This is a genomic window from Shewanella sp. c952 (genome assembly GCF_019654975.1).
Taxonomy (GTDB): domain Bacteria; phylum Pseudomonadota; class Gammaproteobacteria; order Enterobacterales; family Shewanellaceae; genus Shewanella.
This window is the reverse complement of the sequence record NZ_BPEW01000010.1, coordinates 41355-57046: the sequence shown is the minus strand read 5'-3', so window position 1 is coordinate 57046 and position 15692 is coordinate 41355. Positions and strand designations below refer to the sequence as shown.

At 43.0% G+C, this 15692-nt stretch carries 11 protein-coding genes; 5 read left to right on the top strand and 6 right to left on the bottom strand.

Features of this window, described 5'->3' with window-relative positions:
- Positions 1-113 precede the first annotated feature (113 nt).
- Both K5R16_RS09295 and K5R16_RS09290 read left to right on the top strand, forming a co-directional pair.
- On the top strand, positions 114-3212 hold the full coding sequence (locus K5R16_RS09295) for an EAL domain-containing protein (protein ID WP_220737291.1): 3099 nt from the start codon (positions 114-116) through the stop codon (positions 3210-3212).
- Between the two features lie 164 nt (positions 3213-3376).
- Positions 3377-4717 carry a DEAD/DEAH box helicase gene (locus K5R16_RS09290; protein WP_220737290.1) on the top strand — a complete coding sequence of 447 codons (1341 nt, stop codon included), beginning with the start codon at positions 3377-3379 and terminating at the stop codon, positions 4715-4717.
- Positions 4718-4950: 233 nt separating this feature from the next.
- On the opposite strand, the gene K5R16_RS09285 is transcribed toward K5R16_RS09290, so the two are convergent.
- From K5R16_RS09285 to sigZ, 4 genes are all read right to left on the bottom strand, one after another.
- A complete protein-coding gene (locus K5R16_RS09285; protein ID WP_220737289.1) occupies positions 4951-5481 on the bottom strand; it encodes an outer membrane beta-barrel protein in 531 nt (176 codons plus the stop codon).
- Between the two features lie 292 nt (positions 5482-5773).
- Complete coding sequence (locus K5R16_RS09280; protein WP_220737288.1) at positions 5774-6943, bottom strand: MalY/PatB family protein; 1170 nt, start codon at positions 6941-6943, stop codon at positions 5774-5776.
- A gap of 112 nt (positions 6944-7055) precedes the next feature.
- A complete protein-coding gene (locus K5R16_RS09275; RefSeq protein ID WP_220737287.1) occupies positions 7056-8516 on the bottom strand; it encodes a glutathione synthase in 1461 nt (486 codons plus the stop codon).
- Positions 8517-8701: 185 nt separating this feature from the next.
- Entirely contained in the window at positions 8702-9238 is a 537-nt protein-coding gene (gene sigZ, locus K5R16_RS09270; RefSeq protein ID WP_220737286.1) for an RNA polymerase sigma factor SigZ, read from the bottom strand.
- 259 nt (positions 9239-9497) lie between these two features.
- On the opposite strand from sigZ, the gene K5R16_RS09265 reads away from it, so the two are divergent.
- Positions 9498-9812, top strand: coding sequence for a hypothetical protein (locus K5R16_RS09265; RefSeq protein WP_220737285.1), 315 nt, complete (start codon positions 9498-9500; stop codon positions 9810-9812).
- A gap of 34 nt (positions 9813-9846) precedes the next feature.
- On the opposite strand, the gene K5R16_RS09260 is transcribed toward K5R16_RS09265, so the two are convergent.
- Together K5R16_RS09260 and K5R16_RS09255 are read right to left on the bottom strand one after the other, a co-directional pair.
- Complete coding sequence (locus K5R16_RS09260; protein WP_220737284.1) at positions 9847-10743, bottom strand: mechanosensitive ion channel family protein; 897 nt, start codon at positions 10741-10743, stop codon at positions 9847-9849.
- Positions 10744-13101 carry an AAA family ATPase gene (locus K5R16_RS09255; protein WP_220737283.1) on the bottom strand — a complete coding sequence of 786 codons (2358 nt, stop codon included), beginning with the start codon at positions 13099-13101 and terminating at the stop codon, positions 10744-10746.
- A gap of 207 nt (positions 13102-13308) precedes the next feature.
- On the opposite strand from K5R16_RS09255, the gene K5R16_RS09250 reads away from it, so the two are divergent.
- Complete coding sequence (locus K5R16_RS09250; RefSeq protein ID WP_220737282.1) at positions 13309-14385, top strand: GTP-binding protein; 1077 nt, start codon at positions 13309-13311, stop codon at positions 14383-14385.
- Positions 14386-14543: 158 nt separating this feature from the next.
- Positions 14544-15665: an energy transducer TonB gene (locus K5R16_RS09245; protein WP_220737281.1), complete on the top strand. Its 1122-nt coding sequence runs from the start codon at positions 14544-14546 to the stop codon at positions 15663-15665.
- The last annotated feature ends 27 nt before the right edge of the window (positions 15666-15692 follow it).

Genomic DNA, 15692 nt, shown 5'->3' with positions numbered 1-15692 from the left:
AATTTGCACTTTTGGAAAGTAAGCATAACTGTAAGATAGATATTAATTACCCCTTAATCTGCTAGAATATTGATCAAATAGATGTAAATTACTGCACGGACGAATTGTTCTTTATGGATCAAAGTTTATTTTTCTCGCTTATTCAAAATGCAGCGCTATTACTAGCAATGGTGTTCGTATATGACGCGTTCCCGCGTAGTCATAAGCGAGAGTTAGATGTGCTTTGGAGAGTGGGCATTGGCGCCCTTGTTGGGGTGATTTCTATCTCCGTGATGTTGAGCCCTTGGCAATATACGGAAGGCGTTTTTTTTGATTCAAGAACCGTTATCCTTGGTGTTTCAGGGATGTTTTTCGGTGGGATCCCCACACTTGTCGCTGTGATTATTAGCGGATTATTTCGACTTAGTGAAGGAGGCGTAGCGGTATGGTCTGGCGTGGGGACAATTATGACCTCGGGCTTGGTAGGCTATTTATGGGGTAAGTACCGCAGCGGCGATATTGGTGATATTCGCTTTAGAGAGCTGTTAGTATTTGGTTTTAGCTTGCACATTATCGCCTTACTTTGGGGCTTGGTTATGCCCTTTGAAGTGGCTTTTTCACTATTGAAAGCGATCACTTTACCTTTCTTAGTTATTTTCCCTATCACCACGGCTTTATTGGGAATGCTGCTATCTCGACGCATTGAGATCCAGCGAGACCAAAAGATAAAACTTCAAGACCATTTATTATTCAAATCCCACTTTCAAGCGGGCAGCATGGGCATTGCTATCACCGACGTTGACCATCAATGGATAAAGGTGAATCCAAATCTTTGTCAGATGTTGCAATATAGCGAGTCAGAGCTGCTTGAATTACTTTGGGCTGACCTACTGCATCATAGTGATTTTAACCTCTATAGGCACTATTACGCCGATATGCTCGCGGGGGAAATCGATGAATTTGAACTCGATATCAGACTGATTGCTAGCGATGACTCTATTGTTTATACCCATATGACCGTGGCATGCCAACGCAACCAAGATAAAGTTGAATTGGTTATTGTTGGTTTGCTTAACCGAAGCTCACAGAAACAAGCTGAAATGGCTATGTTGGCGAGCCAGGAGCAACTCGCACTGGTACTAGGTAGTAGTGAATTGGGTTTCTGGGACTGGGATATTGTTAATAATAAAGTAGAGCGTAATGAGCTCAGCGCCAATTTGCTGGGTTGTGATGTCACCACACTTAATGAAAATCCTAAGCTTTGGATGCGTGCAATTCACCCCAATGATCGCGTGAAAGTACTGAGTTCAATAGATGAGCATCTTAGCGGTATCAGTGATCAACATAAAATAGAGTATCGCATGTATGCTCATACTGGAGAGATCCGCTGGATTTTAGATTCTGGCAAAATTGTTAGTCGGGATGAAAACAATAAACCGTTGCGCATGTGTGGGGTGCATTCTGATATCACTGACAGTAAGCGAGTCGAAGAGTCTTTAAAATTAGCTGCGTCAGTCTATAACAACAGTAGCGAAGCGATGAGTGTGCAAGATGAAGCTGGCGTTATTATCACCACTAATTCAGCTTTTACCGATATTACTGGATATAGCGAAGCCGAAATCAAACATCAGAATATTCAAATTCTGCAGTGCAAGCGTAACAACTACAGCGTATATGAACAGATTAGTCTGGCAGTAGAGGAGACGGGACGCTGGCAAGGAGAGATGTGGCTTAGGCGCAAAAATGGCGAAGAGCTAGTGGTCTGGTTAACGATAAATACGCTGTTTGATTCAGAAGCCCAAACAGAGCGACGAGTGGCGCTATTCTCCGACATTACCGATAAAAAACAGGCTGAACAGATTATCTGGAAACAGGCTAATTATGATCCTTTAACGGGTTTGCCTAACCGTCGCATGTTGCTTGATTATCTAGGCAGTGAGATTTTAAAGTCAGACCGACGTGAAAAACACTTCGCACTAATGTTCCTCGATCTCGATTATTTTAAAGAGGTAAACGATACACTTGGTCATGACATGGGAGATTTACTGTTAACTGAAGCAGCTAAGCGCCTAAAGAGCTGCATTAGAGACAGCGATGTTGTTGCCCGTTTAGGCGGTGATGAATTTACTGTGGTGCTATCTGGGATAACAGATATAAAAGGCGTGGATAAAGTCGCCCAAAATATTTTGAATCGTCTTGCTGAGCCCTTTAGCCTTGGAGAAGAAACCTCTTATATCAGCGCAAGTATTGGTATTACTCTTTACCCTGATGATGCTAGCAGTATTGAGGGGCTACTCAAACACGCTGATCAAGCCATGTATGCGGCTAAAGATCAGGGCCGAAATCGATTCCACTATTTTACACCTTCAATGCAGCGAAATGCCAAGTACCGGATGCGCTTAATCCAAGATTTACGACTCGCGGTGACCAACCAAGAGTTTGAACTTTATTACCAGCCAATAGTGTGTCTAGCGGGTGATCCCACCGTTAAAGCTGAAGCACTTATTCGTTGGCATCATCCAAAGCGTGGCTTAGTGTCTCCCATCGAATTTATTGCAGTTGCGGAAGAAACGGGTTTAATCGTAGAGATAGGTAATTGGGTTTTTCAGCAAGCAGCACGTCAGTGCGCGCTTTGGCGTGATAGATTTGGAATTGAAGTACAGATAAGTATTAATAAATCTCCAGTACAGTTTAGAGATGAAGGAGAGAGTCTAGATTCTTGGGTTGCACTGCTTAAAACACTGAACCTTAGTCGGAACTCTATCTGCGTCGAAATCACAGAAGGTTTACTATTAGATAGCAACCAGACTATTTACAGTAAGCTAGAGCAGTATCGCAATGCCGGCATGCAAATATCACTGGATGATTTTGGCACTGGTTACTCCTCTTTAGCCTACCTTAAAAAGTTCGACATAGACTTTTTAAAGATAGATCAATCTTTTACCCGAAACCTCGACAGCAATAGCGATGATTTTACCCTTTGTGAAGCGATAATTGTCATGGCACATAAGCTCGGTATGAAAGTCATAGCCGAAGGCGTAGAAACAGACTATCAGCGTCAAGTGCTTGCGGATGCGGGTTGCGACTATGGTCAAGGTTATCTGTTTTCAAGGCCCGTTACCGCTGAAGAGTTTGAGGCTAGCTGCATCACTGCTGCTTTAGAGTATAAGCAAAATGCATTGCCGCAAGAGAGTCATTCAGACGCTACAAAGGCTGTTAACAAAAGTAAGTAGTTTAGTATTATGGTTGCCGTCTGAGCTTTTCGGCTCATCACCTAGCGGATAAATAGCTAGCCATCGCCGCTTTGCTGCACTCGGTAGTATTATCTGTGCTGGGTTTTTGATAGACTCCGCGCTCACTTTTATTCCTCTATTTTATAACCAGTATTGAGCCGACCATGAACTTTGATGCATTTGATCTACACCCTCACATTCTAGATGCAGTATCGAATCGCGGTTATAAAGCGCTAACCGAAGTTCAGAGCCATGTGTTACCTGTTGCAATGCTTGGTCAAGATATTATGGCTTGTGCGCAAACGGGTACCGGGAAAACGGCGGCATTTGCACTCCCTTTGCTCAATACCCTAGTTGAGCAAGCATTACAGCAAAGTAATGTTGCTGAAGAGGATGCCTTTAATCAATACAAGTCAGAGCTAAAAGTTCTAGTGTTAACGCCAACTCGTGAGCTTGCCATACAAGTGGCGGATAATATTCAAGCTTACGCACAGTTGTTACCTTTTAAAACGGCAGCGGTTTATGGCGGCGCAAACATGAACCCACAGCGTAAAGCAGTGCAAGCCGGGGTTGATATTTTGGTTGCGACGCCAGGTCGACTTTTTGATCTAATCGGCCAGTTCGGTTTGGATTTAGGCAGTGTGACTCACTTAGTGGTTGATGAAGCCGATCGCATGCTAGACATGGGCTTTGTTAGAGATATTGAAAGAGTAAAAAGGCTGGTGGCAGTTGAGCATCAAACACTATTTTTCTCAGCAACTTACAGCGAAGAAGTAAAAACTTTAGCGCAGAAGATGTTAGTTTCGCCAGAGTGGATCGATGTGACTACCGCTGCCACTGCCAGTAAAATAACCCAAGAGGTTTATCTGGTAGATAAGCGCCGTAAAGCTGAATTGTTGTCAGAGTTAGTAGGCCGTAATAATTGGCAGCAAGTTCTGGTGTTTGTCAGCAGTAAAGAGAGTGCTGAACACTTGCATAGCGAGCTGAAACTTGATGGTGTTAAAAGTGCAGTATTTCATGGTGATAAAACGCAAGGCTCTAGAAATCGAGCATTAGAAGAGTTTAAAAGCGGTAAGTTAAGAGTGATGGTCGCCACTGATGTTGCCGCTCGCGGGTTGGATATTGAAGCGTTGCCATTGGTGATTAACCTTGAGTTGCCTTTTGCGGCTGAAGATTATGTCCATAGAGTCGGCCGTACAGGACGTGCTGGCTTAGAAGGTCGAGCCATATCGTTTGTATCACCGCAAGATAAAGCGATGTTGAGTGAGATTGAAACGATTATTGAAATGACACTACCTTGTATTACGCTGCCAGGCTACGAAGAGGGCGCACCTTTACCTGCTCGCTATCGCGATGTCATCGCAAAGCCGGTTAAAGAGAGAAGTCATAATAAGCGTAAATATCAAGAGAAAAGACGTAGTGAGTCAAAAACCGGCCAAGCTAAAGCGTCTAAAGGTAGCGGTGATAAAAATAGTTATGGCCGTAGTAAGAGTCGAACCAAATAACGGTTACTGATAAAAATGATGAGGTTGATGGTGAACCTCATCATTAAGTCATATTGCAGCTTCAGCAATGTCTCTAGCTGTAATTTATCGCTCTGCTGCGTGCTGAATGGATAAATTAACGATCCAGCCTGCTATCTCGTTAACCTCAGTTTGTTTGCCATTAAATAAGCATATTGTTAGTCCATCATGCAATAGCGCATAGGCTTGACCTGCATTAACTTAATAGACTGGGGTTAAAATGTGATGGTGGCACCCACGGTGTACATCCAAGTTTGATCTAATATGTCAAAGTACTCAACTTCACCTCTGACGGCAATACTGCCTAATTCAAACTCCAGGCCAATACCAGCCGCTAAATCCAGGCCATCATTAGAGATGTTTTTCCCAATATACTCTAAATCTGCATCCCAATAGATCCCTCCTAATTTGCCAAATACTCTTACCGGTCCGAGTGGAATACCTGCAACGGCAAAGACATCTAAGCCATAAGGATCAACGCTGGCTCTGGAGTCTGACGGAGAACCTAAATCAACATAGCCGGCTTCAATAGCGAGTAAGCCTGAAAATTGATAACCACCAAAGAGTTTCCAAGCAAAATCATTTTCATTGAAATCAAAATCGCCGAGGTCAGCATCACTGCCTGACTGCTCTATGCTGGCAGAACCGACTGAAGCTCCAAAGTATAAGCCTTCATCTTTAGCCTGTACTGAAGTACAAACTAAGGTAAACATCAAACTCAATATTAGCAAAGTGATATGTTTCATCATTAACTCCTTTGATTACTTTAATTACTATCCTTAGCGAATAGACTAGCGCGTGTAAGTTGTACTCTTGTATATCGATACTGTATGAGCACAAATTGAGGATAGTAAACAACTTGATAATTGCAAATTGGTGGGGATATAGGGACTAGTTAATGAGTCATTGATACGGCTTTTGGGATAACAATACCGACTGTAAAATCTCATCTTATACTCACGGCATGGAGGAAGTGCTTATTTTTATATCTGCGCAGCGTACCTTGGCAAACTGCGCAGTTATTGGGGACTATGATGGCTAATTATTAACAGCCAGCTTTAGCTGTTTCAATGATGTTTTAACTTGCTCTAAAGGCGATGCAAAGTTCATTCGATAGAAGTTTTCATCCGCTTCTCCAAACCAAGTCCCCGGGGTTAATGCCATCTGCGCCTGCTCTGTTAATAGCGTCTTTAGCTGCGTCGGAGTGAGCCCTAGTCCGGTAAAATCAAACCAGATTTGATTTGTACCTTCTGGGACGAAGGTTTTTACCTGGGGTAGCTGTTGCGCCATAAACGCGACAATCCAATCTCGGGTATGCTGGGTATAGCTTAGGAAAGAATCAAACCACTCTTTGCCCTGCTGATAAGCGGCAATCGTGGCGTAGGTTGTAAAGGCATTTCCGTGGTCAAGTGACATTGATGTTGAGGTCGCTTTGATTTTTTCACGTAATGCCGTGTTATCGCTGTAGATGTAACCATTAGAGATACTATTTAGGCCGAAGTTTTTCGCTGGTGATCCAATAATCGTCAGGCTGTTGTCGTAATCTAGAGACGCCAAACTGGTGAACGTTGAACCCGCAAAAATAATATCGGCATGTACTTCGTCACTGATGATTATCGTTTGATATTTCTTAGCTATTGCGACTAACTTTTGCAGTTCGGACTTGGTCCATACGCGGCCTACTGGGTTATGCGGGTTACAAAGCAGCACCATTTTGACTACACCGCTTTTTAGCTGTTGTTCAAAATCTTCAAAATCGATGACGTAACGGTCATTTTCAATCTGCAGCGTGTTATTTACTGCTTTACGGCCTGCTGACTCAATTAAACGACGGAACTGGTGGTAGACCGGTGTTTGAATGAGTACACCATCGCCTTCATTGGTAAAGTCGCGGATCAACATGGCTATTGCACTTAATACACCAGGCACTTGAACAAAGTGCTCAGGGTTCAGATTGAGACCGTGGCGCTCTTGGTTCCAGTCAGCAATGGCATTGAACACCGTTTTTGAATCGAACTCATATGAGTAAGTTTCTCGGCTGACCAATTGCTGCATCGCATGACTAATGGGGGAGGCGATAGGGAAATCCATATCTGCAATCCAATAAGGGGTTACATCCTCGGTACCGTAGACTTGCTTAAGCATATGACTATCGCGTTTGATAAATTTATCACTGATTTCAGTTTGTTTGGGTTTAACTTGGAACATCTATTCTCTCCGAATATTAAGATTTATAATAGTAAGACGTAGCAGCATTAGAAAAGACGCAAATAAATATGATTTATCAGTCGTAATCAATTTACGCGTGTAGTTTCTAAAGTCATTCAATCAGCGAGAGAGAGTCTAGAATGCCTTGGCCACTGTGAACGCCGCCTTCATTTTCACTGGCGGGTTTACTGCGGATCAAATATCCTGCGTAACCATTCAATTGCGTCACTGGTTTGGAGTCGAAATAGGCGCTGAATAAACCAATTTCACTAATGAGATTATCTACTTGCAGTTGCTTACCATTCCGAATAGCTAACGCTGGCCGCTCACGTTCATGGGGATATAAACGCCGCATTAGCGCCCATGCGTCATACTCTTCAGCAGCCAGTAACGCTAGCTTTTCACTAATATCATCACCAAATATACAGTGACCACCGCCTTCACCTTGGTTTTTTAGCACCCAATCTTGTTTGATAGCTTGATGGTTAAACCAAGTTATATTGTCAGCGTTAATAGGTTTCATCTCAGTAAATACCTGTTTTACGGATCTCGCTTCGGCGAGACTAAGCCCCCAACGTGCGTACTCCTCTATAGGCGTTTGACTGAGTAACATCTGCATGGTTTTGCTGGTAGCGAGCTGTTGGCTGAAAGTCGCGCTAACTGCGACATGGTGTTGTTCTATAAATAGTCTTGTTTGGCTTAAGGTTTGGCAGCAAACTGCCTCATCGAGCTTGGGAGCATGGTAGTCTGAGTACTGATAGCCAGCACGCAAATACACTACGTCAATAGCGCCCACTCCTTGTAATAATAAGCGTTGTTTTTTGCCACTTGAAAGCTGTGAACTTAACTGTTTGAAAGTACGCCTAATAGTGCGTAGCCCAAGCCTTTGTAGTTCAATTTCGAGCAGATGCTGATCATAAACATTGTCTTCATTCTCTTGAACCACCATTAAAAAAGTAGGCTTATCTGACTCTTCAAATTGAGCTTTAACTTTGGTTGCTGCTTGTGTGATGCCATAGGCAAGTTGTTCAAGCCCATGGTTTTCAGCGGGAGTAGCACGCTTGTTTTCAATCCAGTCATGATAAGTCTCTGGCCATTGATTGTTCATGTAGCGGTGAAACTCGGTTGCGCGTTGGCCAAAAGGTGCCATCCCTGCTGCGATACCGTTAAACTCAATAACCTTAGCACCAAGCTTACGATCATCCATAAAGTCAGTGCGCATTAATAGCAGCGGTTTGCGAGCTGGTTGGATTCGAGCGTCAATGTCACCATGAGCTTGTTGGTGCAGCGCTAGCAGGCGCTTGAAAAATGGATCTGCTTTAGCGACGTCTTGCAGTGATGTCTGCAGAAAATCATGATCTTCGGATACATTATTAATCAGTTTGCTGATAATAGGTGTCACTTTTACTAGCTGCTCAAATATTTTTCGCTCCATAGTCATTGGCGCAATACTAAAAGGACAATGCCTAGCGCTATTATTTGCTTGCCGAAAAGCAACGCCATGCATAATGGCCCACTCGGTGGCCTCTGCAATGACTTGGTTTGTTAACAAGGAAGCGGCGTTATTGTGCATGATGACTGATCCTATCTTTAAGGCTAATCGTTATAACTACTATTTTGAGAAAACTGCTTGATGCAAGCAGGCTTAAGTCGTGCACTAATTCGTACACGGCTTAACTAAGACGTTGGAATAACTGAAAGGATGCAAAAATTGACAATAAATATCTAAATGGTGGCAATAGCGCTAACGATCGAGGATTAACATTTGCGAGATATAGGCTTTTTCGGCACGTAATCGATAATACCTTGCTGACCGATTTCAAAGTCACAGCAAGTCATCATCTGCTCTCTAAATTTAACTCGGCTTCTTTGCACTCGGCTTTTCGCGCCAGAAAGCGATAACCCTAACTCATCGGCAATAGCTTGTTGTGATACCCCTTCAAGCTCAGCCATGCGCAGAGGGATGGCATATTTCTCTGGTAATTCGTTGATCAGCGGCCGTAAACATTGGGCCAATTCTTTATGTGCTAGCGAACTGACATCTTCCTCTTCAATCGCAAGTTCCTCTGGCAGCATTTCGTGGGGTTGGCGCGCTCGATAAAAATCCATAATGGTGTTATATGCGATGCGATAAAGCCAGCCCTTAAGGCTACCTTTAGATTTTAGTTGGTGCAGGTTACTACTGGCTTTGATGTACACCTCTTGCAGGATATCGTCCACCGCATCAGGGTCGTCAATACGTTTACTAACGTAGCCGCGAAGCTGCGCCTTGTGATTTTGCCATTCTGATACCATAGAAACTGCGCCTTATAATCAATATTACATTTTAACTATGACGTGCTTATCGCTAAAAAGATGCAAATTTTTAATAAATTTTCATTTGGATAAATACTTATTTACCGTCGTAAATTGCAATACATTGTTGCCGGTTAATTGATTTTGATGGAGAGAATGTGTGTGTTTATATTTTAATGCAATTGCTTAAAGCTTGTTTAATTTTTATAAGGGAGAGAATATTGAACGACTACCTGCAATTGATAATAGGTAATTTCCAATGAAAATTAGGTGTTTTAGTACAAGAATTTTAGCCGCGATACTATGTGTTTTAACTGTTGCATGCACTGATGGCGAGTTAGAAAAGAAACCATCGGGTCTTCAGACGATTGAAAGCCCATGCAGCCAAGTATGGTTTGAAAAAGTGGATAGACAAATAACCAGCGGTGATGGTCAAGGTCATGGCCCTGATTTAGGCTCGATGGAGTGGCGCTCCGTGGTGGAGTTTAAGCTAGGAATTAGAGGTGATGAGTCATTACCGGCTGCTGATTCTGAACACTGGTGCGTTTATATCGAGCAGCATTTTATCAACTAGTACTTTTTCGACGCTAAAGTTGCTGATTAATCACTTAACGAGTGAGTTTAGTGCTTTGCATGATTGCCGGTGGGCAGATTTGCTGCTTTTTAAACTCCTGCATCACTTTAAGGGTGATATCTGTTTCGAATAGCTTCTCGTATTTTATATCTAACACGTAGGCTTTTAAAGTGAGTTTAATGGCAAAGTAGCTGTCGCTAATGTCCTGTTTCACTAACACCACGATAGGCTTTGGTAGATGAATATAGCGGCTTGAGGCTGCAGCTTCTCGGATAATATCGGTCGCCAAAGTCAAGTCTTGATCAAGTGCGACATAAAAGGGGATCACCACTTGCATATCTAGAGCGCCATAATTGCCACTGACCACTACATCACTTAAAAACTTACTGTTGGGGATAGTGATTATATCGTCAGTTAAGGTGCACATGCGTACAGAGCGCAGGCCGATAGCGATAATGTCGCCATAATGCCCCTCAAAGGTCACTCTGTCACCGACTTGAAATGGCCTGTCTATCATTACTGTTAAGCCGGCAATAAAGGAAGCCGCAAGGTCTTTCATGGCAAAGCCAACTGATACTGCCAGCGTTCCTCCTATTAACGTCAGTACTCTGTCATCGACTCTAAAGCTGAGCATAAATACTGAGATCCCTGCTGTCATATAGACAAAAAATTGAAAGAAAGATTGTAGCTTTTGCGCCAGCATTCGCCGTTGGGCAAATTGGCTGCTGATCGAGTCAACGATGTTCTGTGTGAATTTCAGCATTAACCAGGCAACAAACAGGACTAACATTGATATAAATACACCGCTCCAGCGGATAAGACTGGCAATTTCGGTAAGACTATCGAGGTTAGGCGATAACGCTTCGGCCTGCGCTTGAAAGCTTAAGAATAACGCCAGTAGCAATAGTGTTGCGTACGATTGTATTTTCATCTACTTCACCAATAAATGTTGGTTATGCAAGGTATTGGTGATGTACCTAAACCAATGCGAAGATATTTTTGCCTTGTCGTCAATCAGTTCTATAAAGCCTCGGTTTTGAAAATAGCGCAGGGTATTAAGTACCTCAGCAAAACCCAGTTGGGTACAAGCCGCTAGCTCTTCTGCTGAAGCAACCTCTAGTTGCACGATGGCTCGAAGAACAGCGAGCATAGGCTTTGGCATACTTTCAAGCTCTTTGGCATCAGGCGCCTTGAAGATCCGCACAAACACTTCACCTGTGGCTTTATCTTGATGAAGTGACTGCCTGAAGAAACGCAGTGCAACGCTAGGATTTCCATCTGAGTAGTCCCATAAAATACGGTAAAACCCTTGTTCTGCGCGCTCTATTTCAGACAGTTCCTGTTCATCCCATTGCTTAGGTAATTTTAAGCCTGCAAAGCTCAAAACATGCTCGCCATCAGTCGCAATACGGCTACTGAGTAAGGCGGCTATTTGGGTCTCATTCCAGCGCGGCATCGCGATGACTTTATCAAACAGCAAGCGTTCACCACGGGCCCGGTCCACAAACCGCCATGCTGACTGCTCAATACCAAGCAACATGCCGTGCTGGTTACGACCTCGGCGCAGTAATTTAGATAGCTTCATTAAGAGGTTCAACCCGCCGACTTTAGGGCTAATGATGCGCTGACAATCATCAATACAAAATACATAACGTTTATCAGTATTACGTAGCAGTTTAATTAGCTCTGTCTCATCAGCTTCTTCAGGCAAGCCAACAGCGCTGTTTATCTGTGCTATCAGTGCGCTATATCCTGCATGGGGGCAATTGATGTAAATAGCATCTTCTGACTGAGCCCGATAGATGACCCGTTTTAATAGTGTAGTGAGGCCAAGTCCGCGTTCGCTGTAGATCAGCGCCATTGCTGGGGAGGGCGCTAACACATAGCGCGCTATTTCATTGAGTTCATTACTAGCATAATCTTCAATTAGTTCACTATCTTCATGGCCTGGAGCGACAAAATGATAGGTACTATCGCCCTTAATTCGTACCATGTTGGCGTTCTCTTTGTCTGCTTTACTTTGTTTAGCCACCTCTACTCTAAAGAAGTAGGCCAGTGCGTGCTTAAAATTTTCGTATTTAGAAAGCTTGTTAAAAACGGCTTGGAATAGTCGTTGCGAAAACAGGCGGTATACAGCAATGAATGTGGCTATTGGCGCTAAAAAAAGATTATTACTCTTTGATATAGCCCATGCAACGTAGGTTGGTTGCTCCTCAAACTGACCTAGCTGCTTAAAGACAATGCTGCGCCAATCTCTTAATGTCTTTATCAGCAGAAGCAGTAATATAAGTAGAATTAGCGTTTTAACCCAAGCGTATATCGTTCCTTGGTAGACGCTCATTGCCGTAGCTTTTAATACAATAGCAGCAATCACAATTGTCCATACCCAATGCTTTACAGTGCGAACTCGTAGCTCAACAATCTCTGACTGATTATTGTAATGGCTATGGTGTGAAGCAAACTCGGTGATTAATCGAATAACAATGACGGCGGCAAAGCTCCAGTTAATTACCACGCTGAGATAATTGATGCTATCAAGGCCAGGTAAACTGACTAAGGTGTTTAGCACCACTGAAAGGGTGATAAACCAAGCTAGTGGTGCCTGTATTTTATTAAGATAACGCCAAAAAGAGTGGCTAATTGGTTCGCGAGTTAGCGGTTTGCTTTTAGTGTGTTCGAGCTGAGTCACAATTAACTTTGGTGCATGTTTAAGCCACCATGACAGTAGCATAGCGATTAAAGTGAGCTTGAAAACCAATACTAATAGCGGGAAGGGGGAGACTTTAAGATCAGCGATGAATGTGGCTAAGCTTCGTAGCTGGAATACGAGCTGATAATTGATGATGGCTTCAGTGACTTGAATCTCTAATAGAAGCTGCCTGACGCCATCCGGGCCAAATCCAGTAAAGCGTTCATTAACGCTCGGCGGCACATAAGCTAAAAGGTACGCTTTGTTCTGACTCAGGCTATCAAGCGAAAGTCTTGTTTGTTCAATGCTGAGCCAATTCTTGTCAGTGTTAGATTTTCTAAATTGTTGCAGCTGTTGATTAAGGGATTTCGCATGAGATTGCTGCTCCCTAAACGTGTCGATGAGTATGCTCGTTGCCTGTCCTTGATCTCGAACTGTCGCAATGTGCAGTTCAGGTAATGCTTTGGTTCGTTGCGCGATGGACTGACTTTGCTTAGTTAATTCGGGCGCCTCAAAGGAAGACCAATTTGCGAAAAGGTAACTGGGTAGCAATGACGCTGCAACAAATGTCAGCCATAGCATGAGCTTTTTAAGTAGCATAGAAATGTCACACTCCATCGGCAAGTTTTTGATTTGTTACCTATAAAACCTAGCAGAAGCTACAAATTTTGCTGGTGTTTCTCGTCGAAGTCTTCTGTGCCACAACAGAGATATAAGGATTTGGAGTTCTGATTACCATATCAGTCGTGACATTGACTGCTGTTCCCGATTAAAATCTCGAACACCTTGCGTTAAAGAGCTGTCATCATGATCCAAAAAATAATACCTACCAACGTCATTACTGGTTTTCTCGGTGTCGGTAAAACATCATTCATTAAAATGCTATTAGGCCAAAAACCGGCAGATGAAGTATGGGCGGTATTGGTCAATGAATTTGGTGAGATTGGTATTGATGCCGGCCTGTTAGGCAATAAAACGGATCAAGTACAGATAAAAGAGGTGGCTGGAGGCTGTATGTGCTGCGCTGCAGGCCTGCCCATGCAGGTAGCAATCAATCAGTTGATTGCCAAGGCAAAGCCAGACCGTTTACTCATTGAGCCCACAGGACTCGGTCATCCACAAGAAGTGCTAAAGGTGTTGACCCAAGCGCATTATCAGCAAGTGTTATCAATGAAGTCATGTATCACTCTCGTTGATGCTCGAAAGCTCAGTGATTGCCGCTATACCAAGCATGAGATATTTAACCAGCAGCTGCAGGTGGCGGATCTTGTGCTAGCCAGTAAATCAGATACTTATGGCGAAAAGCTTATTGGTGAGTTGCAGCAATATCTTAAAGATAACACTTCAGAAAAGGGGCAAGCCATGACCGTTGAGCCTTGGAGTTATACCCAGAATGAAGCGTTAATGCCTGCGATTTTAGCGTCAATCAACTTACCTCATAAATTGTCCGCTGCGACAAATGTCCCAGCGGTGCAAGCTGTGACTATTCAACCTAAAGCCCGCCTTTTAGATATAAACTACAGTCCGCTGTTCTCAGCGGATACTAGTGTGCAACAACTTGAGTTTGATGAGCATGGGTTAGTATGTAAGACCAAACAAGCCGATGGTTTTTACAGTTGTGGTTGGGTATTCGATGTAAGCTACGAATTTGATTTTGATAAGCTGCTTGAACTCATAAAAGGTCTCGATGTTGTCCGTTTGAAAGCGGTGATGATAACTGATGAAGGTATTGCTGGATTTAATGGCGTCGAGTCTGAGCTATCAATTGTTGAGCTTGATGATGCGATGGACTCAAGAATAGAGTTGTTGTCTATGTCAGCTCTCAATCGAGAAGAGATTGAATCGGGATTATTAGCTGCAAGTAAAAGACTTGGTTTATCGTGACATCTTTGAACATGAACAGAAATTCATTCAGTATTTCATCAGTTAAAGTTGTATAAGCAAGTCGTAAAAAAGTAAAGTGTCAAAAGGAATCGTTGTTATTGCGAAATTGCAGGCCTGTATGCAGGGCTTAAATTTCCAATATAAGGCTATAAAACAGGATGTTAAAAATGAAGTTATTCCCCAAAGCTATCTTAGCTGTAGCATTGTCTACCTCAATGTTAATGGCTAGCCCGCTATCAGCCTCTGAGTTTAGTGACGCCTACAAGGCTTACAAAGCCGCAGTAGTGGCAAAAAACAATGCCGATATTGAGCAATTTGCGCTGCAAGCTTATCAACTCGGCAAACAAAAATTTGCCGCCGATAGTCTCGATGTTGCCATGCTCGCCTTAAATGCTGGCGATGCATCAATTCAAAATATGCCGGCTAATACCTATACTGAAGAAAATAAAGCGAAAGCAGATGCCCTAAAAGAGCAAGCTTTTGCGCTCTATAAAGTCGCACTGGATAACTATAAAAAAGAATATGGTGATGACGCGGTTGAGTTAATCGATCCATTAATGGGCTTGGCAGATTCCAGTCGTAAAAAAGATGCCCGAGAATACTTGAATGACGCATTAGACATTGCAGAAGATTCAGACAATCCAATGCTGCTGGCCGATACGCAAAAATCCTATTTCGAAATGCTCTCTAATAGCCAGTATTACACCCGCAAAGTACGTGATTATATGCTTGATGCTTATCAAACTTATCAGCAGTTACTGCCTGAAAATTCAATGAAGCGAGTATTAGCGGCTTATACAGTCGGTTCAATTGAATATGCCGAGAAACATTACGATAAAGCAGAAACGGCCTTGTTGTACGTGATTGAGCAATTTGAAGCGCTTGAGTATGATCACCCTTATGAACTGGCAGCACACGCGAAATTGGTGGAGCTCTACGAGCTAAAAGGCGAGAGTGATAAATCTACTCAGCATTGTATTGCCATCGGTAGCATGCAGCCTTGGAGTTCAGAGCAGGAGCAAACACCTTTATTTAGAGTGCAACCAAAGTATCCTATGTCATCGCTTAAAAAGAGAAAAGAAGGCTGGAGTCAGATAAGTTTTACTGTTAATGAGATGGGCTTTGTAGTTGATCCGATTATTCTTGGTTCAAAGGGCGGTTCTAATTTTAATAAAGCATCGCTTGAGGCATTAAAGAAATGGCGCTATGCACCTAAGTTTGTTGATGGTAAAGCGGTCGCTGCAAAGTCGAGTGTTCAGCTCGATTATACGATACGGTAATCTCGTTGATTTGGAGAAATAAGAAAA